The organism is Bacillus sp. ISL-57, assembly GCF_018613135.1.
Classification (GTDB): domain Bacteria; phylum Bacillota; class Bacilli; order Bacillales; family DSM-1321; genus Peribacillus; species Peribacillus frigoritolerans.
Genome location: NZ_JAGGQV010000008.1, coordinates 81,250 through 107,986, shown reverse-complemented (window position 1 = coordinate 107,986; position 26,737 = coordinate 81,250). Strand labels below are relative to the sequence as shown.

Sequence of the window (26,737 nt, the reverse complement as noted above, 5' to 3'; positions counted from 1 at the left end):
AAATTCGGAAATTTTAACTGTAAGGGGAAAAACCATGAACCGGACGATGATGACGGCGACGAATACGCTGAACCAACTTCAAAGTAAAATCGATCAAATAAGTAATAATATCGCGAATGTGGACACGACGGCCTACAAAAAGACCCAAACGAGTTTCAATGACTTTTTGACACAGAGTTTCAATAATCAACCTAGTGAGACCAAGGAAAAAGGAAGGTTGACCGCACCTGGCATCCGGCAGGGAACAGGTGCTATGATAAGCCAATCTCAATTGATCCTTTCACAGGGTGCCTTAAAGACGACGGATCGCAACCTTGATGCCGCATTCACCAGGGATGACCAATTCTTCACCGTAAGCGTTCAGGACGATAATGGGGTCAATACAAGGCTTACAAGGGATGGTGCCTTTTATTTATCCCCTAATGCTAATGACCAAATGATGCTCGTTACCTCTGCTGGACATAAAGTACTTGATGAAAATGGTGAACCGATCCTCATAGAGGGAAATATTAAGGACATTAAGATTTCGGAAAATGGCTTATTGATAGTGGATACGGAAGAATATGGCGAAAAGAGTTTTGGGCTCGGAATAGTCTCGGTAAAGAAACCGCAATTTCTTGACCGGCTAGGCGGGAATTTACTTGGCCTGCCCAAAAACTTCAATGCCTTGGGTGTTACGGAAGACGATATCATGACTGCATTAAGAGGGGATTCCCGCAACCAGGCAGCAGTCCGTCAAGGTACTCTGGAGTCCTCGAATGTCGATCTTTCCAAAGAAATGACGGATCTAATCAATGTTCAGCGGTCTTACCAATTTCAATCCCGGGCGGTTACGATGGCTGATCAAATGAGCGGATTAATCAATGGAATCCGTTAAGGTACCTGGAAAATAAAATGTCTCCCTGCGGAATTAGGGCAAATCGGTTATAATGAATTCATAACAAGAGAAATCATTCGGCGAGTTTTCTTAAAAGGAGCTTTCACATTCTATATGGAACAAAATCGTGTAATGAGACAACAAATTGAAGAAGAGATAAAGGAAGTTGAGGCGAAACCTAATCGAAGGATTAAGGTACGTCTTTTGCCAATTTGGCTTCGTTTACTCATTGTTATCGGATTGATTTTCATTGCTGTATTATCAGGGGCACTATTAGGATATAGTGTGATTGGCGGAGGACATGCAATGGATGTTTTCCAAAAATCCACATGGACCCATATTTTTGATATAGTGAACAAGGGCGCGTAGTTCCATGTTTTTTTGAAGTAGTTGCTGTCGTTAACGGATTTATATTTCATGGCAACTACGCCTCTGTCTAGATGACAGGGGCGAGTTTACGTTATGTTTGAAATATTTAAGTCATAGGAGGAACAAGTATGCTAGATATCACACAAATAAAGGAAATCATTCCGCATCGTTACCCATTCTTATTAGTCGACCGGATCATAGAAATTGATGAAGGGAAAAGAGCGGTTGGGTTGAAGAATGTCTCGGCAAATGAAGAATTCTTTAATGGCCATTTCCCCGATTATCCAGTTATGCCTGGAGTTTTAATTGTAGAGGCCTTAGCGCAGGTTGGCGCTGTAGCGGTCTTGAAACAAGAAGAATATAAAGGCCGGCTTGCATTTTTCGCTGGGATTGACAATTGCCGTTTTAAAAAGCAAGTTAAACCAGGTGATCAGCTGCGTCTGGAAGTGGAAATAGTGCGTATGAGAGGGTCAATGGGTAAAGGGAAAGCAGTGGCAACGGTTGATGGAGAAACAGCATGTGAAGCCGATATCATGTTTGCTTTTGGTGACAAATAAGATTCTTTTTCCATATCTTTTAACTATATATTTCAAAAAGTGGTTTAAGGAATCGTGAAGCGGTGTATATAAAAAGCACTGCATTGCTTTTTTAAAGCAAAAGCGGTTTTTAGATCTTTCTATTCTCCCTTTGAATGCCGGACATTTTTATGTCCGGCATTTTTTAATGTTTAATTCCAAATAGCAGATTTTCTTTTTAAATTTAAAATAGGACGCAAGTTATTTTCACATTCGGGCAAAATACCTAATGATAAAGAAAGAAGGGAGGTTGCCAAAAATGATGAAGAAAATTTTTGCACTACTTGGGGGATCTTTATTATCTATCATGTTCCTTGCTGGATGTGGAAATAATGATAATGATAATAATCCCGCACCAGAAGATGATAACAACATCATAGAAGATGATAACAATGACAATGGTGTAAATGATAACAACAACGATAACGATGATGACGTGCTTGATAACGACAACGACAACGACAACGATGATGACATCCTTGATAACGACGATAATAACGTCGATGATGATGCCGATGACTTGATTAAAGACAATGATAAAAAAGACGACGACAATAAGTAATTAGCATAAGACTGGCTTAGTAGGAAGAGGATTATCATCCTTTATTCTTCTAAGTCAGTCTTTTTTATGTGCATTCGATTAGGGGATGGAAATCAAGGGAAGGGTTTTTATTTATTAGTTGCTAATTTAGGCTTTGAGCGGATTTTTTGCTTGAACTCTTTTATAAGTTCATCGCCGACGAGACCTTTTTGGACCAAATCTTCAAGAAGGAGTTCTGCATATTTGCTCCGTGTTTTTTGGATGTGACCAACGAATAAAAGGCTATAATGATTGCCCACTTTTCTTATTGTACGTAAAACAGTTTGAAACAAAGCCGGTTCATTGTCCTTTTTGGTAATGACTGCCTGGATATACACCTCTCCGTCTATATCGGGAAGTGAGGGTTCAAGCTCTTTAAAATGTTTTTCTTCGACAAAGGCTTCCAGTAACCATGATCTAGCATCATTTTCTTTATTTATGATCAATCCATCTGTTAATGCAATATCAATCAAGTTTAAATTTTCAGTAACAATTTGCAACGAGATCAATTTGAATGATTTCATCTAATTCCTCCGTTTCTTGCAAGAAAGAGCGGCATTTACCTTAAACGTAAATTTTTAAAGGGTACATATCGATTAATCCTTTTAAAGGTAATTATATCATACTAAAAAAAAGTCTCTTAATGAAATGAAAACCCAACATTTGTCTAAATTATGAAGGATGGAATAAAAATTTGCAAAAAATTTAATTTTGTTAACTATTCGTTTTTCACCAGATTTTAATTACTAAAAAATGTTTTTGCACCAATTCAAACGTTTTTTTATGAAGAAAAATGGTGTAATAAAATCATTTCCTCCATTTTTTAATCGATGGAAGAAAGCGTATGATTAAAGTAATTAAAGAGGAAGGAGTGAAACAATGATTAACCAAGTTACCCTCGTCGGCAGGCTTACGAAGGATCCAGAATTAAGATACACACCTGATGGTGTGAAATTTAATTTAAAATGGCATCAATCGTAGTTTAAAATGTCACTTAATTTAACAATAATGTCACCGGTTAAAACGATATATATCCAGGTCTTTTCAGCTTTTAAAGAGTTATTAGTATACCATTCAGAACTTAATAAAAAGCCACAACTCGATAAAGGAAGCTGTAAGATAAAATGTCACTTTTGGATATATGTTATTCAAATGAATAAAGCCTTAAAATCCTTATAAGCGGTAGCATAAACTTCACCAATAAAATTATCTATTTGGTATAATTATTCTTAATTTGTAGAGCTTATTAAGTTTTATTTGGACAGATCCATAGCCATCCCAATTGTGGACTAAAAACAACAATTACCACATACAAATATTTGATAATAACTGCCTCCTTTACATATACTGTAAGTAGACTTAGGAAAACCATTGGTATGTCACCAACGGTAATGGTCACTCCAATAAGCTTACCAGGCTGGGGTGGCTATTTTATTTGTCAACTTAGCAAAATTTGTCTTCAACTTACAGGTACAATCTGAAAAATCAGCTGCCACACTGGCAGGCTCTCTATTCCGTTTTGGTTGATGTTGTTGGTTGTTCCCTATAGCCTGAATAGACTCTAGAGCGAAGAATAGAAAGCAGACAACCACTTATAAGGTAGGGAATAAAAAGTCGTTGATAAGACTAATCCTATTTTTTAATTGGTATATTAAAGCTGTTATTGAACTAAAAGACATAAGAATTTAATAAGACAATTAAGGATGTTTGGCTTTAACGAGGAGCAGTATAGTGGGTTTAGTTTTTTAGCACTTATCAACAATATTTTTCTGAAGGAATGATAAAATAACAGCTACGATAATACCAATAACGATGGAAATAGGGAAAGCGGCCACTATTCCAGCAACAGCAAATCCTAACCCATCTGCATCTGTAGGTTGGATCAAGGGAATAGTTTCTTTCCAAATGACTAGTCCCCCAAATATAAGGAAAAAAGAACAAATAGAAGTTATAAGAATGTACCGATGGCCTTACCCGTTTTGTTTATATCCCCGTATACTCGTTTATTATTTTATTTTATGATAACCTCTTATATTTTAAAACAAAAAAAGAACCCAATAAGGAACAATTAGGAAATGCATAAGGGCCTAAACTAGTTCACATAAGCCAATCCGGGATTGCTACTAAAGAAGAGTACAATGATACCTATCGAAGAAAAAGATATCCGAAACGCTCTGGATACCATTGAGTGGTCAGAGATAGAAAACTTGAAATTTCAGAGTATGGAAGAGCTAGGTAAAGCTTTTGTATGTGTCCTGCATTATATGAATAGCCTAGCATCCAACGAGCACCAAATCCACATCAGCTATCAGGGTTCAACAGTACCCTAACCTAACCGCACTTGGCAGTGTACGTTAATGAGTAGGTACCTTTTTTCTTTGTTTTTAAAGTACCCTCACTCAATTACACTGGTCAAATCATTATTTTTTATGTATATTTAATATTATCATCTTATACAATAGATATTAAAACTTAGTATTGACTATACTAAGTTTTTGTAGTATTTTTAAATTAAAGTTGAATGACGGATTTTTAGGAGGGAATAAGTATGGAAAAGACAAATGGTGCTAGAGAGGTATATGAAAGTATTAGAACAACAAGTTTTACAAGTAGTATTAGTAATCCAGAAACAGATTTACTTACAACAGGTACAATTCTTGCGATAGCAAAACAAAATGGTTCGGACCTTTCAAAAGTAATTCAAAGCCAAGATGTTTTGGAAAAAGTAGAAAAGATGATTAGTAACTTACAACTTGAAGGTCATTTTAAAAAGATAATGCTAGAAAAATTTAAAAAAACTTTTTCAGCAAAGTACATAAACGCTTTAGTAAAGGTTCTTTTAAGCGTTGAACAGAATTTAAAAAGTTTACCAATGGGCGAAGTTTTTGATGAATTGGTCGAATCTGTAGGGCTGGAAAGTCGAGCTTTATTCTTGACACCACAAAGTATTAATAAGATTTCTACAAACTATTTATTGGATCAGGTTTCTGCATCAGTTACTTTCCACGATGGAACAGCAGGATATGGTCAAACAGCAATGATGTTTGTTAAAGAAGTTACAAATAGCCGGTTAGCTTTACAAGAAATCAATCCAATTGCTGCAACAGTTTTACGTTTACGTTTATTCTTAAACGATATTGAAGCAACTGTTGTAATAGATGATTTAATAAAAAAACCCGCATATGTAGAAGGCAATAAATTAGATCAATTTGATCGAGTGTTTATGGCTCCACCGTTTGGATTACGTTTAACAGAAGAACAACAAATTGATATGAAGTATGATCAATTAAACCGATTTGTTTATGGTATTCCCCCACGATCACAAGGAGACTTAACATTTTTAAGCTGTGGGTTAAGCGCAACAAAAGAAGATGGGAAAGCTGCTTTCTTATTATCGATGGGCGTTTTATTTAGAGGTGGTCCTGAAAAAGAAATCCGTCAACGTTTGATTGACTTTGATGTCATTGAAGCGATAGTTGCTCTGCCGTCATTGCTACAACCTTATACAAATATTAAAACGGCACTTTTACTTTGCAACAAAAATAAATCTGAATCTCGTAAAGGTAAAATTTTAATGATAAATGCCGAAGATTTAGGTGAATCAGTTAATAAGCGCGATATTGTTTTGACTGAGGATAAAATAAAATTGATTAATAATATAATTTCTGAAGGTAAAGAAATCGAAGAAATTAGTCGATTTGTTGCAAATGATGAAATTCAATTAGCACAATTGACGCCAAGCAACTATATTTATAAAGCAGAAACACAAGTTAGTGAATTTGGTACTGTGGCAATTAATATGGACACATTGAATAATGTGCCAACGAAGCCGTTATCAGCGTTAGTTGATTTTTACCGCGGATATAATGCCTCAACTAAAGATGAAAATGAAAACGGAGAATACGCAGTTTTAAAGATTTCAGATGTTAAAGATGGCGTAGTTAATCTGGAAGGTGTAACACGTTATTCTATTAAGAACAATGCAAAAATCAATAATAATCTCATTCAACAAGGAGATGTTTTATTATCTGTTCGTGGTGTGAATCGTAAAGCCGCATTATTTATGAGTGATTGTGATGATGTATTGTTATCTCAAAACTTTGCTGGCATTCGTTGTGGTGAATTACTAGACCCCCAATTTTTACTTCTATATTTCGAATCACCAATTGCACAATTCTACTTTGATAAACATACTACAGGCACAACGATTACGACGTTATCAATGAAGGATTTAAAAGAGCTACCGATTCCGCTGCTATCATTAGATGAACAACGAAAAATTGTTGGGAATTTTGGTGCTGAACAGCGGAAAATCGATGAAGAATTAGCACGTTTGGAAGCACGTCAAAAGGCATTAAAGCTTGAAGCGTTCGAAGCAATGGGGATCAATAAGACCTTCACCATTTTGTAAAGCTAAGGAACTTAACTATCAGGAGGAAATAAAATGATTACAGGTGAAATTAAAAATAAAATTGACGGGATTTGGACAACCCTTTGGACAGAAGGAAATACAAACCCATTAACAAATATTGAACAATTAACATACTTAATATTCATAAAAGGTTTAGATGAAATTGAATTACGTAAAGAAAAGGAAGCGACTTTTTTAGGCTTAGAATACAATGGGATATTCTCTGAAATGCCAGCTGATTTTAATGAACTTCAAAAAAAACATTGGCCAAAGATACGTTGGACTCAGTTTAAGCAATTGCCGGCAGAAGAAATGCATCAAGTAATGGTAAGTACAATTTTCCTATTTATAAAAACATTGGGTGGTAAAGAGGATTCCGCATTCTCAAAATATATGAAAGATGCTTCGTTCCTTATTAATAAGCCAGCGACACTTCAAAGGGTTGTAACGGCACTTGACAGCATTCCAATGGAAGACCGTGATACACAAGGAGACGTTTACGAATATTTATTATCCAAGTTACAAACTTCAGGGATGAATGGTCAATTCCGTACACCACGCCATATCATTAATATGATGGTTGAATTAATGAAGCCAACACCAGAGGATATAATCATTGACCCAGCAATGGGTTCAGCAGGTTTCTTAGTATCAGCAAGTGAATATTTACGTAAAAACAATCAAGATTTATTTCTTGTACAAGGGTTAAAAGAACACTTCCACAACAAAATGTTCTACGGAAATGATATGGATACAACGATGTTACGTATTGGTGCAATGAATATGATGCTGCACGGTGTAAATGCGCCAAACATTGATTATCGTGACTCTTTATCCGAAGACAATAAAGATGCCGGAAAATATACGTTAGTATTAGCGAATCCTCCGTTTAAAGGCTCACTTGACTATGAATCTGTATCGAATGATTTATTAAAGGTAGCAAAAACGAAGAAAACGGAATTACTATTCTTATCATTATTCTTACGCATTTTAAAACCAGGTGGACGTGCAGCTATAATCGTACCAGATGGTGTATTGTTCGGTAGCTCAAACGCACATAAAGCGATTCGTAAAGAAATCATCGAGAATAACAAACTTGAAGCAATCATTTCAATGCCAAGCGGTGTATTCAAGCCGTATGCTGGTGTATCGACAGGAATTATGATCTTCACAAAAACAGGAACAGGTGGTACGGATAACGTCTGGTTCTATGATATGAAAGCTGATGGTTATTCATTAGATGATAAACGTACGCTTATTGATGCAAATGATATTACAGATATTATTGCTCGTTTTGGTAATTTAGAAGGTGAAATAGAACGTAAACGCACAGAACAATCATTCTTTGTACCAGTTGATGAAATTCGTGAGCAAGGTTATGACTTGTCGATTAATAAGTATAAAAAAGTTGAGTATAAAGAAGTGGAATATCAATCGCCTGGTGAAATTATCCAACAAATAAAATTATTTGAAAATGAAGTCATCAATGATTTAGAAAAATTAGAGGTGCTTTTAAATGGTAAATAATATTGTGTCTTTACTTTCGGTATGTGATTTTAAAGGAGGAAGTCAACCACCGAAGAGTGAATGGATTAAAGAAGAAAAAGAAGGATATGTTCGAATGCTTCAAATTCGTGACTTTACGCAGGGAAGAGCAGAATTTGAATATGTAAAAATTAAAAAGAAAATGAACTTTTGTTCAGAAGAAGATATTTTAATTGCAAGATATGGTGCTTCTATAGGGAAAATTGTTAGTGGATTATCTGGAACATATAATGTTGCTTTAATTAAAGCTATTCCTGATGAAAGTAAGTTATTAAAAAAGTATTTATATTATTTCCTTAAATCAAACATTTTCCAACATTTTATTCATAATGTTGGAAGTAGAGCAGCCCAAGCGGGATTTAATAAAGAAGATTTGAAGAATGTAAATCTTTATCTGCCAACTTTAACAGAACAAGAAAAAATTATTGAATTACTGGACTTAACGAACTCCATTATACAAAAACGCCAATCTCAAATTGCTGCATTAGATAAATTAACTCAAAATGTATTTATAAAGATGTTTGGAGAAAATAAGAACTTAACAAAAGTTACAATAGCTGATGTTGTAGATTCTATTGAAGCAGGTTGGAGTGTTTCAGGAGAAGAACGAAAGAAAGAAAAAAGTGAAATAGCCGTTTTAAAAATTAGTACTGTTACAAAAGGATATTTCAAAGATGATGAATATAAAGTTTTAAGCCCTAATACTGAAATTAAAAAGGCTGTATATCCAAAGAAAGGTGATATTATATTCAGTCGAGCAAATACGAGAGAATTAGTTGGAGCTTCTGCTATTGTTCCAAAAGATTATGAGGATTTGATTCTGCCAGATAAACTTTGGAAAATTAATTTAAATAAAGAAATAATTACACCTGAATACTTTTATACGGTAATAAACACAAAAAGAATTCGAAATCAATTCTCTAAAAATGCTACTGGTACAAGTGGTTCTATGTTAAATATTTCGATGCAAAAGTTTAAACAGATTGAGATTTATTTACCATCAATTGAAAGGCAACAAGTCTTTAGTGTAAGAGTAAATCAAATAAAAAATATGAAGCAAAAATTGATAGATTCAAACCAAGAAATTAATATTTTATATAATTCCATTTTACAAAAAGCCTTTAATGGCGAGTTATTTTAAGAATAAGTTTAGTTACAGTATCTCATAAAGGAGATGAAATATTGACGAACTTTGGATTTTTACAGGATAAAGAGCTATTTTGTAGCTTTGCAAATGCTTGTATAGAGGCAGAGCGAGCGATGCAAGTTAGTCCGGCGACGTGTGCAATTTTATCGCGCCGTGCACTAGAATTAGCCGTTAAGTGGGTGTATCAGTTTGATAATGATGTAAAGATTCCTTATCAAAATAATCTATCAAGCTTAATTCACGATCGTCATTTTTTAGGGATTCTTGACGAAGAGTTATTGCCGATGTTGAAGTACATTGTGAAGCTAGGAAATGCTGCTGTACATACGAATGTGGCGATTACAGGAGATGAGGCTGTTTTATCCTTATATAATTTACATCAATTTATTTCGTGGATTGATTATTGCTATGAAGAGGAATTTACAGCTTCGGACTTTGATGAATCACTTCTCTATACAGTAGAGTACAAACGAGAACGTCCTGAAGAACTTCACGATTTATATGAAAAGCTTAGTGCTAAAGATAAATCATTAGAAGATTTACGTAAACAAAATGAAGAACTTCGTCAGAAACTAACAACTAATCGTCAGGCGCAGCAACAAGAATATAGCTATAAAGTGGATGGAATTTCTGAGTTTGAAACACGTAAACGATATATAGATCTAGATTTAAAATTAGCTGGCTGGGAAATTGGCAAAAATGTCATTACTGAGTATCTGGTAAGGGGGATGCCAAATAATGCAGGCGAAGGCTTTGTTGACTATGTGTTACTTGGAACAAACGGTAAAGTGTTAGCAGTTGTAGAAGCAAAACGCACTTCACGAGATGCGAAAGTTGGGCGTCAACAAGCAAAATTATACGCAGATTGCATCGAGCAGGCACAACAAATTCGTCCGGTTATTTACTACACAAATGGCTTTGAAACACATATTTGGCACGATAATTATTCAGCACGCCGTACATCTGGTTTTTATACACAAGATGAGTTGCAGCTAATTATTGACCGTCGAATGTTGAAGAAGCCATTAACCAATATTGAAATTAATGAAGATATTACAAATCGTTACTATCAAAAGGAAGCGATTATAGCTGTGAGTGACGCATTTAGTCATAAACAACGTAAAGCATTGCTTGTGATGGCTACCGGAAGCGGTAAAACACGGACTGCAATTTCATTAGTCGATGTATTAACAAATCATCATTGGATTAAAAACGTGCTGTTTTTAGCAGATCGTAAGTCTCTTGTAAAACAAGCATTCCGTAATTTTAACACGTTATTACCGAACTTATCCCTTTGCAATATGTTAGAGAAAAAATCTATTCCTGAAGAAGCGCGTATGGTGTTTTCGACGTATCCAACGATGATGAACGCTATTGATGAAGTGAAAAGTAAAGATGGAAATCGTTTATTTACAGTCGGGCATTTCGATTTAATTATTATTGATGAATCGCATCGCTCCATTTATCAAAAGTATAAGAGTATCTTTGATTACTTTGATGGGATGGTAGTTGGTTTAACTGCAACACCGAAAGATGAATTAGATAAAAATACGTATACCATTTTTGATTTAGAAAATGGTGTGCCGACTTTTGCATATGAACTTTCGAAAGCAGTAGAAGACGAATATTTAGTAGATTATCGTACACGTGAGACAACGTTAAAGATCTTAGATGATGGTATTCATTATGATGATTTATCAAAAGAGGAACAAGAAGAATTTGATGAGATTTTCGAAGACGAGCCAATTGTAAAAGATATTGATAGTTCTGCGATTAATAACTTTGTCTTTAATAAAAGTACAATTGACCACGTGTTGCAAGATTTAATGGAGAATGGCATAAAAGTAGAAGGTGGAGACAAATTAGGAAAAACGATTATCTTTGCAAAAAATCATAAACACGCGTTAGCGATTAAAGAACGCTTTGATTTGAAATTCTCTGAGTATGGTGGCAACTTTACGGAAGTAATTGATTATAGCGTGGAATACTATCAAACCCTAATTGATGACTTCTCAGATAAAAATAAAATGCCTCAGATTGCAATCTCGGTGGATATGCTAGATACAGGCATCGATGTACCAGAAGTGGTGAATTTAGTATTCTTTAAAAAGGTACGTTCGAAGACAAAGTTCTGGCAAATGATTGGACGTGGTACACGCCTTTGTGAAGATTTGTTTGGACCAGGAATAGACAAAGAGTATTTCTTAATTTTTGATTATTTGCGTAACTTCGAATATTTCCGTGCTAATGAAAAAGGTGAAGAAGCAAAAATCCAGCAAACCTTAACAGAAAAGCTATTCAATTCAAAAGTGGACATTGTGCGTGAGCTCCAAGATGTACAGTACCAAGTTGAACCGTATTCTGGATACCGTGAACAGCTATTAAAAGAGAATATAGCTGATGTACGTGCATTAAACGAAGCGAATTTCCGAGTACGCCAATATTTACAATATGTGCATAAATATCAAAATGTGGATAACTGGCAAGCATTATCTGTTGTACAAACTAATGAATTAAAAGAAAAAATATCACCGTTAATTGCACCGATTGATGATGAGGAATTAGCGAAACGTTTTGATTTTTTAATGCTGACGATTGAATTGGCAAGCTTACAGTCAAACAATGCAACAAAACCAATTCGCCGTGTTGTTGATACAGCTGAAGCCCTTTCGAAATTAGGCACGATTCCAAAAGTTATGGTGCATAAACAGATTATTGATGAAGTGCGAACAAGTGAGTTTTGGCAAGAAGCAACGATTGCAGATTTGGAGAAGGTTCGAGAAGCTCTACGTGATTTAATTCGTTACATTGAACTCTCACAACAAAAAATCTATTATACGGACTTTAAAGACGAAGTAATTGAAGTGAAAGAAAACGCATCGATTTTAAATGTGAATGACCTTCAAAGCTACCGTAAGAAGGTTGAGCACTACCTAAAAGAGCATCAGCACGAGGATACACTGGCTATTTATAAGCTTCGTAACAATGAGCCTTTAACGAAACAAGATGTAGAGTATTTAGAACACATTCTTTGGAATGAATTAGGTTCAAAAGAACAGTATGAAAAGGACTTTGGAGATACGCCAATAACAAAGCTTGTTCGTAAAATCGTTGGATTAGATCGCCAAGCTGCAGTAGTAGGGTTTTCTACGTTTTTATCTCAAGAGAACTTAAATTTACAACAAACAAAATTTGTTGAATTAATTATTGATTATGTTGTGAAAAACGGAACGCTTGAACGCCAAGCTCTGCAGCAAGATCCATTTTCGTCGTTGGGTGGCATTACCGTGGTATTTAAAGATCAGTTACCAAAAGCTAAGGGGATTTTGGATATTATCGATATGATTAACCGCAATGCAGAGGACATTTCTTAATAATTTCAGCTGGAAATAGTCTTATAGCCCAGTTTTTTAAAAGATATAATATTTTTAATATTTAAGGTTTTTATCTAGGGGTGTTGAAAATAAGGAGTTAGAGGATGAACAATCACGATGTTGGTTTGCATATCAATTCAACTTATACAACTATCGCCACTAATGCCGTGTAATTGAGAATACTTTCTTTTCGTGAATATATATCTTAAAGTCTACCCACGGGGTGGGCTTTTTTTATTGCCTCTAAAGAAACTTCAATTATTGTAAGATTGGGCAGATTAGCTGAGTTTAACATAATTAAAAAAAGGTTATTGACTTTATATTAAACAAAAATTATCAACTTGTTGATTAAATAGGTAATTTTCTAGAAATAATGACGTATATAAGTATTAGATCTTTTTTATTAATAATTGATTTATTGAATTCGAGGTGGTAAACTTTGACTAAGGATAATCTTAATAACAGAAATGGTAAATTTTACAAATCCAAAGGGGATGATGATATGTTAGCAGTAGCTAGATCATCTAATAGAATAAACTTCATTAAAGAAGATAAAACTAAAGAGTTTTTAGAATTTTTAAAAGCTAAAAAATCTGAAAACGAAGAATTTATATCTAGATGTAAAAATAACTCTACACATATTAATAAATAAGATACGGTAAAAGGGTTGGAGAATTTGGAGAGATTATGTTTAAAGGGATTGGATATTAAGAAAGTACAATATAGTGATTCTTACGAACACTTATTACAAAGATACCCCTCAGCTAATTCGAATATGGATCACTATGTTATAACCCATTCTAAAGAAGATAAAGATAATGGAAAAGGTTTAACATTCTTATTTGTTAGTGAAGACGAGGAGTATTTATACGGGTATTACTCTCTGTTTGCTACATCTATTGTTTATGCTGATGATGAATCAGATGAATTCGTTGGTATTCCATCAATTGAATTGAAACTTTTTGCAATTAATAATGATTTGTCTGGTAAAGGGTTTGTATCATCTATAGACGGCAAGAGTTATAAATATAGTGATATGCTACTAGCCTCTATTATAGCAGATATAAAATATTATTCAGATGAGCTTATTGGTATACAAGCAATTGTATTACGCTCAACGAAAAAGGCCCTCAACTTCTATTTAGGGAATAATTTCTCTGAATTTTCTGATTACCTCAACTTGCCTTACGATGGATTCTCAAAAAAATGTATTCATTTAATTTTGCCTTTGTAAAAAAGAACCATATTAAATCTTTTTTATTTTACAATTATAAGAAGAGTATAGGGATGGCCCTACTTTTTTTGTTCTAGTTAATTATAACCAATATACTTATTTGTAAACCAATAAAGATATGTGGATTAACATTTTAACTTTTTACGACAGTGAAGCATCCACCTTATTTGAGCCTAATCCGTTAATGGATTAGGCTCTTTTTACGAGTGTGAAGCTACTTTAAATTCTTCTCAGTTTTCGGACTTAACTTAGGGGAGAGGATAGGCCTGGCAGTCTAAAGAACAAATGCTTCAGCCTTTCAAGACAATCATTCCCAAAGTGGCTCCAAGTAAAATACGCTTTATCTTGGATACATATAAACAAAAATAAAAGGTACACAATTCCCATAATTCTTCTGCCATTAGAGAACAAGAGTTCATTTTAACCTTAAATCCTAGGGGGTTAGAGTTTCAGGATATAATAGCTGGTCAGGAGTCTATCGTATCCTAAAAAGAATTTATTCTCTTTGTTTCTTTCGTATATTATTCACTTTGAAAGGGGAAAACCAGATGAAACCTATAAATTTATTATCATTACTGAATGCAAATAAGAGTTTAACATCTACAGTCTTCAATTCGTATACTAGCCATTTTGAAATTAAGATTAAAGATGGCGAATTAGAGGATTTAAGATCACTAGTGAAAAAGCTTCTAAATAAGATTAGAGAAGTGGATATTGTAGAGAAATTTTATGTAGGTTATATAATTAACCAGATAGGAAAAGAATTTGATCTTTTAAGATTTGGAGAAAAGAATATTATTAATATAGAACTAAAAAAAGAAAATACTGGAGAAGATCGGATCAAAAAGCAACTTATAAAAAATAAATACTACCTTGGATTCTTGGATAGGAAGGTACTGAATTTCACTTATATTGCAGAAGAGGAGAAGTTGTTTTACTTAGATGAAAGTGAAAAGCTGGAAGAAGTTGAATTTACCTTCTTAATATCTCAGTTAAGGGATCAAAGGTTAATTGAAATTGAAGATATACATAAGCTTTTCGATCCTTCTAATTACCTGGTCTCTCCTTTTAATTCAACAAAAGAATTTATTGAAAATAAGTATTTTCTAACTGACCATCAACAAGTCCTAAAAAGTGGGATTTTAAAGCTACATAAGGAAACCGGACCCTGTTTTATCACGCTTGAAGGGAACGCGGGCACAGGGAAAACCCTTTTAACATATGATATTGCTAAGGAATATAAAAATAGTTCAAAAAAAGTTCTTATTTTTCACTGCGGTGCCTTAAATAAAGGGCATATTAGATTAAGAGATGATTACTCTTGGAATATTGCACAAAGTAAATTCCATACCAAATATAATTTTGGAGATTACGATCTTATCATTTTAGATGAATCCCAACGAATAGAAAAAGGACAAATAAATCAAATGTTATTAAAGGCGAAGGAAACAAATACAAAATATATTTTCTCGTATGATTTTCAGCAATGTCTCGCTAGCTGGGAAATCAATAGAAATATCCCTCAATATATTAAAGAGCAAGTTTCTCCTAAACATTTTAAGTTAACAGAGAAAATTAGAACTAATAAAGAAATTGCATCATTTATAAAAAATTTGTTTGATTTATCTAAACGAAATCCAAATCAAGAGTATCCTAATATTGATGTCCAATACTTTATGTCTTCTCTTGCTGTAAGAAAAGAAATGGAAGTACTTAAAAGTCAGGGGTGGAAAGTAATAAATTATACACCTTCTAAATATGATAAATTTCCATATGACAGTTTTCAAAATGGCCACGATGACAGTGCCCACGCAGTTATTGGCCAGGAATATGATAAGGTAGTTGCTGTATTAGATCAACATTTTTACTACGATCAAGACAGAAAGCTATCTACTCAGGGATGGGGTGCTAATCCTTATTACCATCCAACAAAAATGCTTTTTCAAATGGTAACTAGAGCTAGGAAAAAACTTCATATTATTATCTTTAATAATGAATCAATTCTCAAAGAATGTCTTAATATTTTGAATTGTAATAAGAAGTAATTCTTAATTAAAACAAAGACACCTGTCTTTTTCATTTATCCCTTTGAGTAACAGTTTAGTGGTAGCTATAGTTTGCTTTTTTTGGTCTATTTTTATTATTGCTACGCTTCTGTTGCCGATGGAAAAGGCTGAGGTCAGTTCGTTTGAGCAACTGAATAAATAGTGGAAACTAATAATAATTACTTAACAAACAATAAACAGCACAGCAGAACTGCTGATAATAATTAACATATGATATGAGAGGAAAATAATATGTTCGAAAATACTTGTCAAAAAAGACTGGAAGTATTTCGTTCTATTGTTTTCCTCTATTTTATGCAATCTAACCCCCTTATTCATCATTAGGAGAATGAAAAATGAAAAATGAAAACTCCAGAAGAAGAGGTATTATCAATTGCAGTATGCAAAAATAAGAATTCTCAACATCAGAATGTGCAGCGTATTATAATGTTGATTTTGAAGTCTATATCTTCTTATTCGTTTATAAATAGATTTACTAGGCTGTCGGTCTTCTTATCACTTTTAAAGCCGTATTCCCAGCAAGCTTAAAGGTTTTTTGCTTTTTTTTTCTAAACAGAAAAATTTAAGTATAATTCTTTGAAAGGGGTGATGATATTGAATTATTTGTTAATTAATAAAGATGATTTTCTAAAAGAAGTTACAATTGAGGATGTTTATATACTTAAATGGAAAATACCAAATTCCGTGCTCTTGAAAAAAAGGCTATATGGTGTAGCAAGAAAAGAAATAGAAATCGATACAGTATATATGAACTTTAGTATCCGTGGGGCAGCATATACTTTTTACACTCACAGCTATGTATTTCAAAAAGGCGGTTGGTCCGAACCTGGACTCTTGATGGGGTACATAAAATACAAAAATGTAGATAGGGCTATAGATGAAAGGCACTTAGAAAGGTTGAATAAATGCCCTCTTACTGGAGAGGAATATACTCCATTAAAAAACGTAAAAAGAATACCTTTATGTCATCAAACAGACTATAAAACAGCTTATTTAAAACACCGTTCTAGTGCTTTTATAGAAGAGTATTATAACAAGGAGGGGAAATACCTAGATGAAGAATTTTTCTTTTCTATATTAAGTTCGCGTGGCTTTGATATAGATGATGTTCGTTGGATAAGATGTGATGAATAGCAATAACGTAAAAAACTCGTCAAATTTGGACGAGTTCTTTATTATGTTATTTTGAGTGCCTGTTAGGCTGATACAAGTGTATTGGCAAAAAGGAGTTGATCAGAAGCTCCTTTTTTTATGGAACTAAAGGGGCAGGTTAGTTCAACAAGGAATAATGCATTTGAAATAGAATTTATATAGTACGTCAATTAAGGAAGAAGGCTGAATGATATTGATTAATACAGTTTTTTCATATGTTCTTCTCGGTGTGATAATTTTCTACGCCTTGGAATGGGCAGCTGTTGGTTCAGGTTTTAAGGTACTAATTGGTGGTGGTTTTGGTTTACTTTTATATATAGCTATTCATTTTAGTAAGAACAAAAAAATAATGAGTGATATGGAAGAGCTCGATGACAGGCAATAATATCCTAACAGGTGCCTTACTTCAATAAGAGAGTTGCTTTCGCAGCACTTTTTGTTATGGAACTATCGGGGCAGAATAGATATATAATGCGATTCTAAAAAAGGAAGGTTAAATATGCTTTTTCACATTATCGTTGGGTTTATTTTTCCTTGGCTTTTAGGTGCTTATTTGGTAAAAAATCAGACGAAGCTATTTATAATTTTTTATCCAATTGGTGTAGCGACAAGTATTTTAGTAAATGAAATTGGTTTTAACTACTTTTGGAAGATGGATATAGTGTTTCAAGAATCATCTTTAACTGGAATTCCGTATGATTTAGGTCTTTATCCTATACTTGGTTGTTTATTTATTTGTGTTATTCACTATAAAAAAATGACTATTCTTATTACATTTTTAGTTTTTACTTTCGTTACAACTTTTGGAGAGTATATACTAGTGTGTCTAGAGAAAATAGTATACAGGAATGAATGGAATATCATTTGGACTGGTGTTAGTTATTTATTTGCTTATTCAATTTATTATGTTTATTACAAATTAGTTCGTAAGTTTATTTTATTAAATTAATGGGTGCTTTACTTCATTACCAGGAGCTGATCAGCAGCTCCTTTTCTTATGGAACTATCGGGGCAGGTTTGTTGAAGAAGGATTTTCTATTTTACATATCGTATTTACTTAGTAAGTATAAAAGGAGTGTGTAAAATATGAATCAATACCTGATAGGAATCTATAAAGGTGAGTTATCGAATCCTCAGCTAAATGAATTAATGGAATATACATCCAAAATATCAAAAAACTCAATAACTACGATATCAATTTCTTCCCCAGAAAATCTGACGTTATTGGTAGGTGAAGAAGAGTCTCAATTATCAACTGGACGTACTGACCAATATTACTTACTAACTAATGAATTACAAAAACTGAATCAATATCAGGATAAGTTTTATTTCGTTTATGATTATAGGAATAGAAAGATAGTAAAAAACCCTACGGTAAGATGTTTTCCTTTAATAAAAATAACAATTAGTGGTACTAAGTTACAAAATCTAATTCAAACAGTTAAAGACATAAAACAAGATGTATTTGCAGGTTTCAAAATAAACTTAGAAGAATCAGATTTACTTATTGTTGAAGTTCTTCTTTCCTCTCCAATGTTAGAAGTGATTAATAAGGGTGAAAGAATACCTGAATCCTCACAATGCGATAAACATTATTTATATTTAAGCGAATTAACAGAGTTACTTTCTGATCCTACGTTATGTAACTCTGTTCAAACTAAGGCTATAACAGATTAGAGTCATTTAAGAAACAAAGTTTGTGAAGAAATGTACTTAAACTAACGGGTGCGTTAGCTGAGGATCAGAGCTGTCTTTAAGGCAGCTTTTTCTTATGGAAACATCGGGGCAGGTTAGCTGAATAGGTTATTATCAACTCCAAGGGTTTATGGTAATATTTAGGTATTATTGAATGGGTGGTGATATAAATGGAACCTAAATGGCTTGAATGGGCGAAACAACTCCAATCCATTGCACAGGCGGGATTAACTTATTCGAAAGATGTATATGACTTGGAAAGATTTGAATTGGTAAGAAATATAAGCGTTGAAATATTGTCGCATCAAACAGATATGAACAAGACAGTAATAAAAGATCTGTTTGCCAATGAAACTGGTTATGCGACTCCTAAGGTAGATATTAGGTCAATTGTCTTTAGAGATAATAAGATTTTAATGGTTAGAGAAAACACTGATGGAGATTGGTCTTTACCAGGAGGTTGGGGCGACATAGGATTAACTCCAAGTGAAGTTGCAGTTAAAGAAGTAAAAGAAGAATCGGGGTTTGATGTTAAAGCAATTAAATTGTTAGGTGTCCTTGATAAGAAGTGTCATCCACACCCTCCTTCACTTTATCACGTTTATAAAATGTTTATCCGATGTGAAATAATTGGTGGACAACCTAAAGAAGGTATAGAAACGAGTGCAGTTGAGTTTTTTGCTGAAAATGAACTACCATCATTATCAATAGCTAGAAATACAGAATCACAAATTAAAATGGCTTTTAAACATTTACATAATCCGCAAGAACCTGTCTATTTTGATTGATTTTTTTAATTTGCCCCCAGTTATAGAACTAACGGGTGCGTTAGTTCAACAAAAAGACCGATTATTTCGGTCTTTTTGTTTTCTTGTTATTCAGCAGTGAATGTAAATGTTTCTTTTAAAGGTCTGCCTTCCATCCCCTTTTGAGTCCAAATAATTTCCACTTCGAATTCCGTAGCTTTTTCAGCCAAAAGGAAATTGCTAAATCTATAAGGATACCCATCATTCATTTGTTTTGCTAAAGAAATGGCTCTTTCAAAGTGTTCTTTATTGCATTCCTTTTCATCAGGACAACTAAAAAGTGAAAACTTCGTTGTAGAGTTAGGTTCATTTCTAAACATATAAATTTCCGCAGACAATATATCCTTACCAATGTTATCAACCTCTAAAGAGTAAGTATGAAATTTTCCCTTTTCGGGTTTTACTAACCCCTTACCTTGATCGGCTTTGTCTACTTGAACCGACCATTGTTTCGATGTTTGTTTGGTTGGCAATTCATCAAAGGTTAAAGCTTTTGTCTCTAGTGTTGGTGCGACTATGTTCAAAAGAAATAATGTACATATAGCAAGTATCGTTTTCTTAACCATCACTACCTCCTTGTTTTAGTTATAGTTACTTTGCCCAAAATGGAATGGAATATGTTTGGAACTAACAGGTGCTTTATTTCAATAAGGAAGGTTGATGCGGCAACCTTTTTTCTTACGGAACTAAAGGTGCAGGTTAGATCAACAAGGGTTTTACCAAAATTTGTAGAATGTTATGATTACAAATAATTTTAGGAGGGGTAACTTGAACAAAAACAAAGTAGGATGGTTGTTTTTAGGGCTTGCAGGGTGCTTTGGCTTATTATTTATTGCGATGGTAGGGCAAGGTTACGGATTATCAAATAGTCAAATACAAGGGAATTTACAGTTGAATTTTATGGGGATAAAAATCGCTGACGGGATTACAACAACCGCAAGATGGAACCAGTATGGAACATATTTTTATCTATGGAGTTTAGTACCATTAACATTAACTATTTTCTGTTATCGCAAATTTTCAAAACTCGTACCAACTATTTCAAACTAATATTTTTGAATAGCTGTCTTTTAGGACGGCATTTTTTTTCTAAGATTGTGAAAGAGTGTTCTTAAACTAACGGGTGCTTTACTTCAATAAGAGAGTTGCCTCAGCAGGTTATGGAGCTAAAGGGGCAGGTTTGCGGAAGAAAATATGTGAAAATCATACAAATTATGTGTTGAGATTAAGCTGTAAGATACAAAAATCCAGGGAGGTGCTCATATGGAAAAACCTATACATTATACAATAGAACCCCCTGAAAATTTTAAGCAATTACTAACCTTATATGAATCTTTAGGATGGAATTCACTTAAATTAACAGTTAATGATTTGAAACAAATGTGCACTCAAAGTTGGTATGCAATTTATGCTTTTGATGAACAACAGTTAGTGGGTATGGGACGTGTTATTTCAGATGGTGTGATTACTGGAGTTGTATGTGGAGTGTGTGTACTACCGAACTACCAGTCCAAAGGAATCGGCAAAGAGATGTTGAATCGAATAATTGAACATTGTGAGCAAAATCGAGTAATTCCTCAACTTATGTGTGTAGAAAGTTTGGAATCATATTATGAAACTTTTGGATTTGAGAAGTTTACCATTGGTATGACAAAGAATATAAATCGATAAGTTTAATTTGTTGTCTAATTAAAGGGTGCTTTACTTCAATAAGGGAGGTTGCTGCGGCAGCCTTTTTTTTTATGGAACTATCGGGGCAGGTTAGTTCTATAACACAAATTGGGAATATATGGGGTAATATGGGAAGAAATATATTAAAGTAGGTAATTTGTTTTGGAACTCTTAACAGAAAAATTAATTCTTATATCTCTATTTATATTTATTATCCATTCTATTGAAACACTTGCATATGCAGTCAGGTTATCTGGTGCAAGAGTAAGATTGTTAGCTTCAGCTCTATCCTTATTTAACTTGATGGTTATGATTTCTCGATTAGCGAATATGATGCAGCAACCATTTACAGGGAGCCTGATTGATAATGCTCCAAAAGGAAATACACTAGAGTTTGTTGAAAACCAATATAGAGTCATTATTGGTTCATCAACATTAGGAACAATTATAGGTATTCTTTTACTTCCTACTTTTATTGCAATTTTTTCAAGGGCTATTGTTCATTTATCTGAAGAAAGAGGTTCTATACCATCTTTGATAAAAAAGGGGTTAACTTTCGAATACATTAAGCGTGGGATAAAACACATTCATTTACCAAAGATTTCTTACTTAAAGGATATTAGATTGAAAGATCTTCCGATAAGATTATTCTTAATTAATATGGTAATAACTGCAATCTATACAATTGGAGTGTTATCTGCGTTATATGCTGCTTTAATAGCTCCAGAAAGGGCAACAACTGCTATTATGGCATCGGGTCTTATAAATGGAATAGCTACAATTTTACTTATAATTTTTATTGACCCTAAAATATCTATTCTTGCTGATGACGTAATAAATCAAAAGGGAAGTTACCTTAATCTCAAGGGTGTATCTCTTATGATGGTTACTTCTCGTTTATTAGGAACGATTCTAGCCCAAGTATTTTTTATTCCAGGGGCAGGATATATTGCGTGGTTTACTAAATTTATTGTCTAATAAAAATCTGATTTCTTAATCAACTACCGGGTGCGTAAGTTCCATAGGGCATAAAGGAAGACCATAATAAGTGGTCTCTTTTATTTGTTCAAAAATCAACATTTCTCTAGCCTGAACTTATCTTATTTGCTTTTTTGATTATCAGCTAATAATAAAAAATATATAGTAAACAGGATAAACTTCTGTTATTTGAAATGATTGACATAACTATATTTACTGAAAAACTCGCCGAGAAGAGGGAGTTTTATGATCGTACTCAGATAAGTTGAAATAATGCAATGCTTTGCATTGCAAAGCATTGCATTATTATGCGATTATATGAATAAAAAAATTAAACAAAATAGTTATAAAAACCTTGATTTATAATAACTAATGTTGTATTTTTTAGGTAAATAATATGATTGATTCGAAGAAAAGTTGCATAAAAAGTGAATATATATGGGATTGAGGGTTAAAATGAGTGTTAAACGAGGTGGATTAATGGATTGGACTAATTATACCTGGGAAAATGAGGATAAACTTTACTCCCCTAAGCGGAAAGTAAATAACAAGAGAAGTCACTTTATTAAGCATTTAAGTGGGTTTTTGCCTAGTTACAAAATGAACCGTAGTCAAATTGGATATGAGTCGTTCTGGGGAGAATGTCTATTCTACTATTATTTAGAGTTAGATCCCCAAATTATAAGATATTACGAACAACCTATTGAAGTTCCAATTGTAACCCTTAATGAGAATAATGAAATAAAAGTATGGACCCACGTACCTGATGTCTTAGTTTTTAGACAGGGATATAAACCGTTGATAATTCAAATTAAAGGATCCGATAAAGAAGTCAAACAATTACCACATATTGAAAGGGCTTGTAACGAATTTGCAGCAGCAAGAGATTGGAGTTATATCACCATCTATCCGAAACAATTACCGGATGTAATAAAATCTAATATCCTCTTTCTTAGTAACTATATGAGACCACGAAGTTACTTTGTGAAATGGGAGCAGGAATTGTTACAGAAATTATTATATAGAACAGAAATATCTGTAATTGAGTTAGCAAAAGGTTTTTCTAGTAAGGGGGATTACAGAGTAATACTTCCGCTAATATATCACTTGATTGCAAAAGGAAAGTTAAAAGTAAATATAAACATAGATATAAATGATAAAAGCATTGTTCAGCTAGGTAATATTTCTGATGACCTAAAATTATTCATTCAGGAGGAAAAATAATATGCCGTTTAATTTACGTATTGATGATGAGTTTTTTTATTACGGTGTTCCATATATTGTTCACTCAATTGACCCTCCATATATTTCTATTCAAAGAGTGGATGGGGATAAAAAGATAAGAACAATGGAATTAGTTACGATATTTTCTGATCGTAATTTTTCTTTAGGTGAGGATATGAAAAAACGGGCACAAAAGGAGAATATCAAAAGGGAGACTAAAATAATTTCATTGTTTGACAAACTTCCAGCGGAGACCAAAGTGATAGTAGTCAAAAGATTTGAAATCATAAAGCCAATTTTGCTATTTGAAAAAGCGAAATTAGGGGATTTTATTTCGTCAGTTTTATTCAATGAAAATTATTCTGATTTGATTCCGGAAAATACATCATTACTAGATTTTTCTAAAAATAAATTGATTGAAAAAGTTGCCAAAAAACACGGTAGGATTTCAGGAAGGACCATAAAAAGATATTTAGCATCGTATAAACAATATGAAATTGTAAGCCCAACAAATGGAAAAGACGGTCTGGTTTCGAAAAAACGTCTAGGGCAGATTGTTAGAAATGACGAATTTTTACTTGAAATTGCTCATCCTAAGAAAAAAGATTTAATATTAGATACTATTTCTTTAAGAATTGATAAGGCGTATGCACCAATAATAAAAGAGGCGATAGAAAGGCATTACTTAAACAAAAGGAAGCCTAATATTTCCAACATAAAAGATCTTATAGAAGTTATGTGTTTCAAAGAAAATTTAGAACCTTTAGGGTATGATACAGTTTACCAAATTGTCAAACGGATAAATACCAAAGTTGTAAACGTTTTAAGAAACGGTGATAAGGCACTAGAGGATTACGAATTAAATGAGAGAGGATTTTATAAAAATGCTAAAGTCCCTCTACATATGATCGAAATTGATCATACTCTTTTAGATATGGATGTAATTGACGAAAATAGTGCGTTTAACATTGGGAGACCTTGGATAACTATGGGTATTGATGTTTTTAGCAGAGAGATCTGGTGCCTACATATAAGTTTTGATGCACCATCAGCAAATAAAGTTAGAAAAGCAATTGAGCACGGGCTGTTCTTTAAAGATATAAAAAAGAAGTACAACACGTTAAGTGAGTGGGAAATATGCGGTATTCCACAAATAATTTACGTTGACAATGGACCGGATTTTAAAAGCTCAGATGTCCAAAGGATGATTAATGAGGGATTAAATATTCAGGTAATGTACAGACCTGTAAAACAGCCCAAGTATGGTGCTGTTATAGAAAGGGCTATAGGAACCATCAATAAATCTTTTATTCATAATTTAAATGGTAATCGTAAAAGTAATACGAATGATTTGGGGGAATACGATGCTGAAAAAGAAGCTATTTTTACACTTGAAGATATAAAGGAGTTAATAACAAGGTATATTGTCGATGTGTACCATCACAACGTTCACGCGAGTTTACCACTTGAATATCCTACTCCGGCAGCGATGTTTTATCACGGAATAGATATTTTTGGATATCCTGATTTTATTCCGAAAGTTGAAGAGGAATTTTATAAAATCAAATTATTAGCTCAGGATAAAAGAAAATATACCAAAGATGGAATCCGAAAGGATAATGTAATTTATTACTCTTCAGAAACTTCAAAATTTATAACTAGTCCTATGACTTCTTATAATATTAAATATGATATTGATGATATTTCTTATATTTATATACAGGATCCCGAAACTGGTGAATACATAAAAGTGTATTCACAAAATCCACCATCTGACGATGTAAAAGGAATGAATAGAAAAACATACAAATTAATTGTGAATGAACTAAGGAAGAAGGGCAAAATAAATCTTCAACAAATACCAGGTTCTAGAGATATTACTCTAGGTAAAAAGCTTCTACAAGATATATATAATCAAATGATTAAAAGGAACAAAAAGGCTAGACAAAATGCATTAAAAGCGGGTTTAACCTTAACAACAACATCTGTTGATATCAATAAACCAACTGAGGGAATTCGGAACGATCTTTCTGATGATTTATTGTCATTAGCAGAAATGGTAAGTTTCGAAAGAAAACAAAGGAATGAAGATAATGCAAAATAAATTAGATTATACTAATTTACAAAGAAGAATAATTAACTTATATGTAGTACATCCAGAAGTTGAACGGATATGGAATTTACTTGATACAAAAAGGAAATTAAGAAGGTTAGGTCAAGGGGAAGATAATGATGAAACACCAGTCAATCTTTTTGTAATGGGAAAATCCCGTGTTGGAAAATCATTAATGATGAAAAAATATGCTAAATCTAAAAGTCACTACACTGAAACCCGGCCGGATGGGACAGAAATTGATATTATTCCAGTAGCATATGTAAAATTGCCTAGTCCCTTTACTCTTTTTGGCCTTTATAATCAAATTATTGATAAGGGTTTGAATGCCACAAGGATGAGAGAAGGTACAAGAATAAGTGAAGTGAAAAGTAGAGCATTTCACTTATTGAAGGAGCAAAAGGTTGAAATGCTAATTTTAGATGAAATGGACTATATAATGCAGTCAAAGTATGTAACCAATAGAGAGGCTATGGAGGAGATTAAAGATATTACAAATGAAGCGGGTGTAATATTAGTTTGTGTTGGCACACCTGCTATTGAAAACCTCAGAAAATTAAGTGGTCAGTTTGTTGGACGGTTTCCTCCAACAACCATACCTTGGTTTAAAAATTGTGATGAATTATTTATTAAATTATTGGAGCAGATTGAACAAGATTTAAACTCACCAATTCCATTGGGGTTTTCTGATGTTAATACTAATATGCCCAAGTTCTTACATAAATTATGTGCTGGATTGGTTGGATGGCTTAAACCTATTATGGTTGAAGCATTTGAAATAGTAGGTGTTCTTGATGAGGATTTTTGTGATTTATCTAAGCTGAATTTAATTGATGGATCGGTTCTACTTAAAGCTAGACAAAATGTTTTAGGGGAACTTTCAGAACAACAAATTGAAGATTTCCTCACAAAGTAGAATT

25 protein-coding genes and 1 pseudogene are annotated in these 26,737 nt (G+C 33.2%); 23 read left to right on the top strand and 3 right to left on the bottom strand.

The genetic code is table 11. The annotated features are described in order from the left end of the window. Positions 1-34: 34 nt before the first annotated feature. From J7I90_RS13635 to J7I90_RS13620, 4 genes are all read left to right on the top strand, one after another. Positions 35-877: a flagellar hook-basal body protein gene (locus J7I90_RS13635; protein WP_214772332.1), complete on the top strand. Its 843-nt coding sequence runs from the start codon at positions 35-37 to the stop codon at positions 875-877. Positions 878-991: 114 nt separating this feature from the next. Then, complete coding sequence (locus J7I90_RS13630; protein WP_053087418.1) at positions 992-1,246, top strand: DNA-directed RNA polymerase subunit beta; 255 nt, start codon at positions 992-994, stop codon at positions 1,244-1,246. Positions 1,247-1,374: 128 nt separating this feature from the next. Further along, entirely contained in the window at positions 1,375-1,803 is a 429-nt protein-coding gene (fabZ, locus tag J7I90_RS13625) for a 3-hydroxyacyl-ACP dehydratase FabZ (RefSeq protein ID WP_034315755.1), read from the top strand. 277 nt (positions 1,804-2,080) lie between these two features. After that, positions 2,081-2,383: a hypothetical protein gene (locus J7I90_RS13620; RefSeq protein WP_214772330.1), complete on the top strand. Its 303-nt coding sequence runs from the start codon at positions 2,081-2,083 to the stop codon at positions 2,381-2,383. Between the two features lie 107 nt (positions 2,384-2,490). Here J7I90_RS13620 and J7I90_RS13615 read toward each other — a convergent pair whose 3' ends face one another. Beyond that, the gene (locus J7I90_RS13615) at positions 2,491-2,925 is read right to left on the bottom strand and encodes a YwpF family protein (RefSeq protein ID WP_034315749.1); all 435 of its coding nucleotides are present in this window, start codon (positions 2,923-2,925) and stop codon (positions 2,491-2,493) included. 355 nt (positions 2,926-3,280) lie between these two features. Here J7I90_RS13615 and J7I90_RS13610 point away from each other — a divergent pair. Next, positions 3,281-3,352, top strand: a pseudogene (locus J7I90_RS13610) (single-stranded DNA-binding protein); the annotation flags it as partial. A 794-nt stretch (positions 3,353-4,146) separates the two neighbouring features. Here the strand turns inward: J7I90_RS13610 and J7I90_RS13605 are convergent. Further along, entirely contained in the window at positions 4,147-4,287 is a 141-nt protein-coding gene (locus J7I90_RS13605; RefSeq protein WP_214772328.1) for a hypothetical protein, read from the bottom strand. Positions 4,288-4,949: 662 nt separating this feature from the next. Between J7I90_RS13605 and J7I90_RS13600 the strand changes: the two genes are divergently transcribed. From J7I90_RS13600 to J7I90_RS13545, 12 genes are all read left to right on the top strand, one after another. Further along, a complete protein-coding gene (locus J7I90_RS13600; RefSeq protein ID WP_214772326.1) occupies positions 4,950-6,812 on the top strand; it encodes an N-6 DNA methylase in 1,863 nt (620 codons plus the stop codon). A 33-nt stretch (positions 6,813-6,845) separates the two neighbouring features. Beyond that, positions 6,846-8,339 (top strand): type I restriction-modification system subunit M, encoded by a 1,494-nt coding sequence (locus J7I90_RS13595; protein WP_214772324.1) that lies wholly within the window; start codon positions 6,846-6,848, stop codon positions 8,337-8,339. Beyond that, entirely contained in the window at positions 8,329-9,498 is a 1,170-nt protein-coding gene (locus J7I90_RS13590; RefSeq protein ID WP_214772322.1) for a restriction endonuclease subunit S, read from the top strand. The genes J7I90_RS13595 and J7I90_RS13590 overlap by 11 nt, the downstream gene beginning before the upstream one ends. A 38-nt stretch (positions 9,499-9,536) precedes the next feature. Continuing rightward, on the top strand, positions 9,537-12,878 hold the full coding sequence (locus J7I90_RS13585) for a DEAD/DEAH box helicase family protein (protein ID WP_311381009.1): 3,342 nt from the start codon (positions 9,537-9,539) through the stop codon (positions 12,876-12,878). A 439-nt stretch (positions 12,879-13,317) separates the two neighbouring features. Continuing rightward, the gene (locus J7I90_RS13580) at positions 13,318-13,530 is read left to right on the top strand and encodes a hypothetical protein (RefSeq protein ID WP_214772320.1); all 213 of its coding nucleotides are present in this window, start codon (positions 13,318-13,320) and stop codon (positions 13,528-13,530) included. A 24-nt stretch (positions 13,531-13,554) separates the two neighbouring features. Beyond that, entirely contained in the window at positions 13,555-14,112 is a 558-nt protein-coding gene (locus tag J7I90_RS13575) for a hypothetical protein (RefSeq protein ID WP_214772318.1), read from the top strand. Positions 14,113-14,660: 548 nt separating this feature from the next. After that, complete coding sequence (locus tag J7I90_RS13570) at positions 14,661-16,157, top strand: ATP-binding protein (protein WP_214772316.1); 1,497 nt, start codon at positions 14,661-14,663, stop codon at positions 16,155-16,157. Positions 16,158-16,772: 615 nt separating this feature from the next. Then, complete coding sequence (locus J7I90_RS13565) at positions 16,773-17,312, top strand: hypothetical protein (protein ID WP_214772314.1); 540 nt, start codon at positions 16,773-16,775, stop codon at positions 17,310-17,312. Positions 17,313-17,517: 205 nt separating this feature from the next. Further along, positions 17,518-17,715, top strand: coding sequence for a hypothetical protein (locus J7I90_RS13560; RefSeq protein ID WP_214772313.1), 198 nt, complete (start codon positions 17,518-17,520; stop codon positions 17,713-17,715). A gap of 114 nt (positions 17,716-17,829) precedes the next feature. Continuing rightward, entirely contained in the window at positions 17,830-18,279 is a 450-nt protein-coding gene (locus J7I90_RS13555) for a hypothetical protein (RefSeq protein ID WP_214772312.1), read from the top strand. A gap of 137 nt (positions 18,280-18,416) precedes the next feature. Next, positions 18,417-19,007, top strand: a complete 591-nt coding sequence (locus tag J7I90_RS13550; RefSeq protein WP_214772311.1) for a hypothetical protein — start codon at positions 18,417-18,419, stop codon at positions 19,005-19,007. A 188-nt stretch (positions 19,008-19,195) separates the two neighbouring features. Further along, the gene (locus tag J7I90_RS13545; protein WP_214772310.1) at positions 19,196-19,813 is read left to right on the top strand and encodes an NUDIX hydrolase; all 618 of its coding nucleotides are present in this window, start codon (positions 19,196-19,198) and stop codon (positions 19,811-19,813) included. An 86-nt stretch (positions 19,814-19,899) separates the two neighbouring features. On the opposite strand, the gene J7I90_RS13540 is transcribed toward J7I90_RS13545, so the two are convergent. Beyond that, positions 19,900-20,397, bottom strand: a complete 498-nt coding sequence (locus J7I90_RS13540; RefSeq protein ID WP_214772309.1) for a hypothetical protein — start codon at positions 20,395-20,397, stop codon at positions 19,900-19,902. Between the two features lie 202 nt (positions 20,398-20,599). On the opposite strand from J7I90_RS13540, the gene J7I90_RS13535 reads away from it, so the two are divergent. From J7I90_RS13535 to J7I90_RS13510, 6 genes are all read left to right on the top strand, one after another. After that, a complete protein-coding gene (locus J7I90_RS13535) occupies positions 20,600-20,881 on the top strand; it encodes a hypothetical protein (RefSeq protein WP_214772308.1) in 282 nt (93 codons plus the stop codon). Between the two features lie 213 nt (positions 20,882-21,094). Beyond that, positions 21,095-21,502 carry a GNAT family N-acetyltransferase gene (locus J7I90_RS13530; protein ID WP_214772306.1) on the top strand — a complete coding sequence of 136 codons (408 nt, stop codon included), beginning with the start codon at positions 21,095-21,097 and terminating at the stop codon, positions 21,500-21,502. A 162-nt stretch (positions 21,503-21,664) separates the two neighbouring features. Continuing rightward, positions 21,665-22,480 carry a lipid II flippase Amj family protein gene (locus J7I90_RS13525; protein WP_214772304.1) on the top strand — a complete coding sequence of 272 codons (816 nt, stop codon included), beginning with the start codon at positions 21,665-21,667 and terminating at the stop codon, positions 22,478-22,480. Positions 22,481-22,960: 480 nt separating this feature from the next. After that, a complete protein-coding gene (locus J7I90_RS13520; protein ID WP_214772302.1) occupies positions 22,961-23,704 on the top strand; it encodes a TnsA endonuclease N-terminal domain-containing protein in 744 nt (247 codons plus the stop codon). Position 23,705: 1 nt separating this feature from the next. Then, positions 23,706-25,808 (top strand): Mu transposase C-terminal domain-containing protein, encoded by a 2,103-nt coding sequence (locus tag J7I90_RS13515; RefSeq protein WP_214772300.1) that lies wholly within the window; start codon positions 23,706-23,708, stop codon positions 25,806-25,808. Then, positions 25,798-26,733 carry a TniB family NTP-binding protein gene (locus J7I90_RS13510; protein WP_214772298.1) on the top strand — a complete coding sequence of 312 codons (936 nt, stop codon included), beginning with the start codon at positions 25,798-25,800 and terminating at the stop codon, positions 26,731-26,733. Before J7I90_RS13515 ends, J7I90_RS13510 begins: the two co-directional genes overlap by 11 nt. The last annotated feature ends 4 nt before the right edge of the window (positions 26,734-26,737 follow it).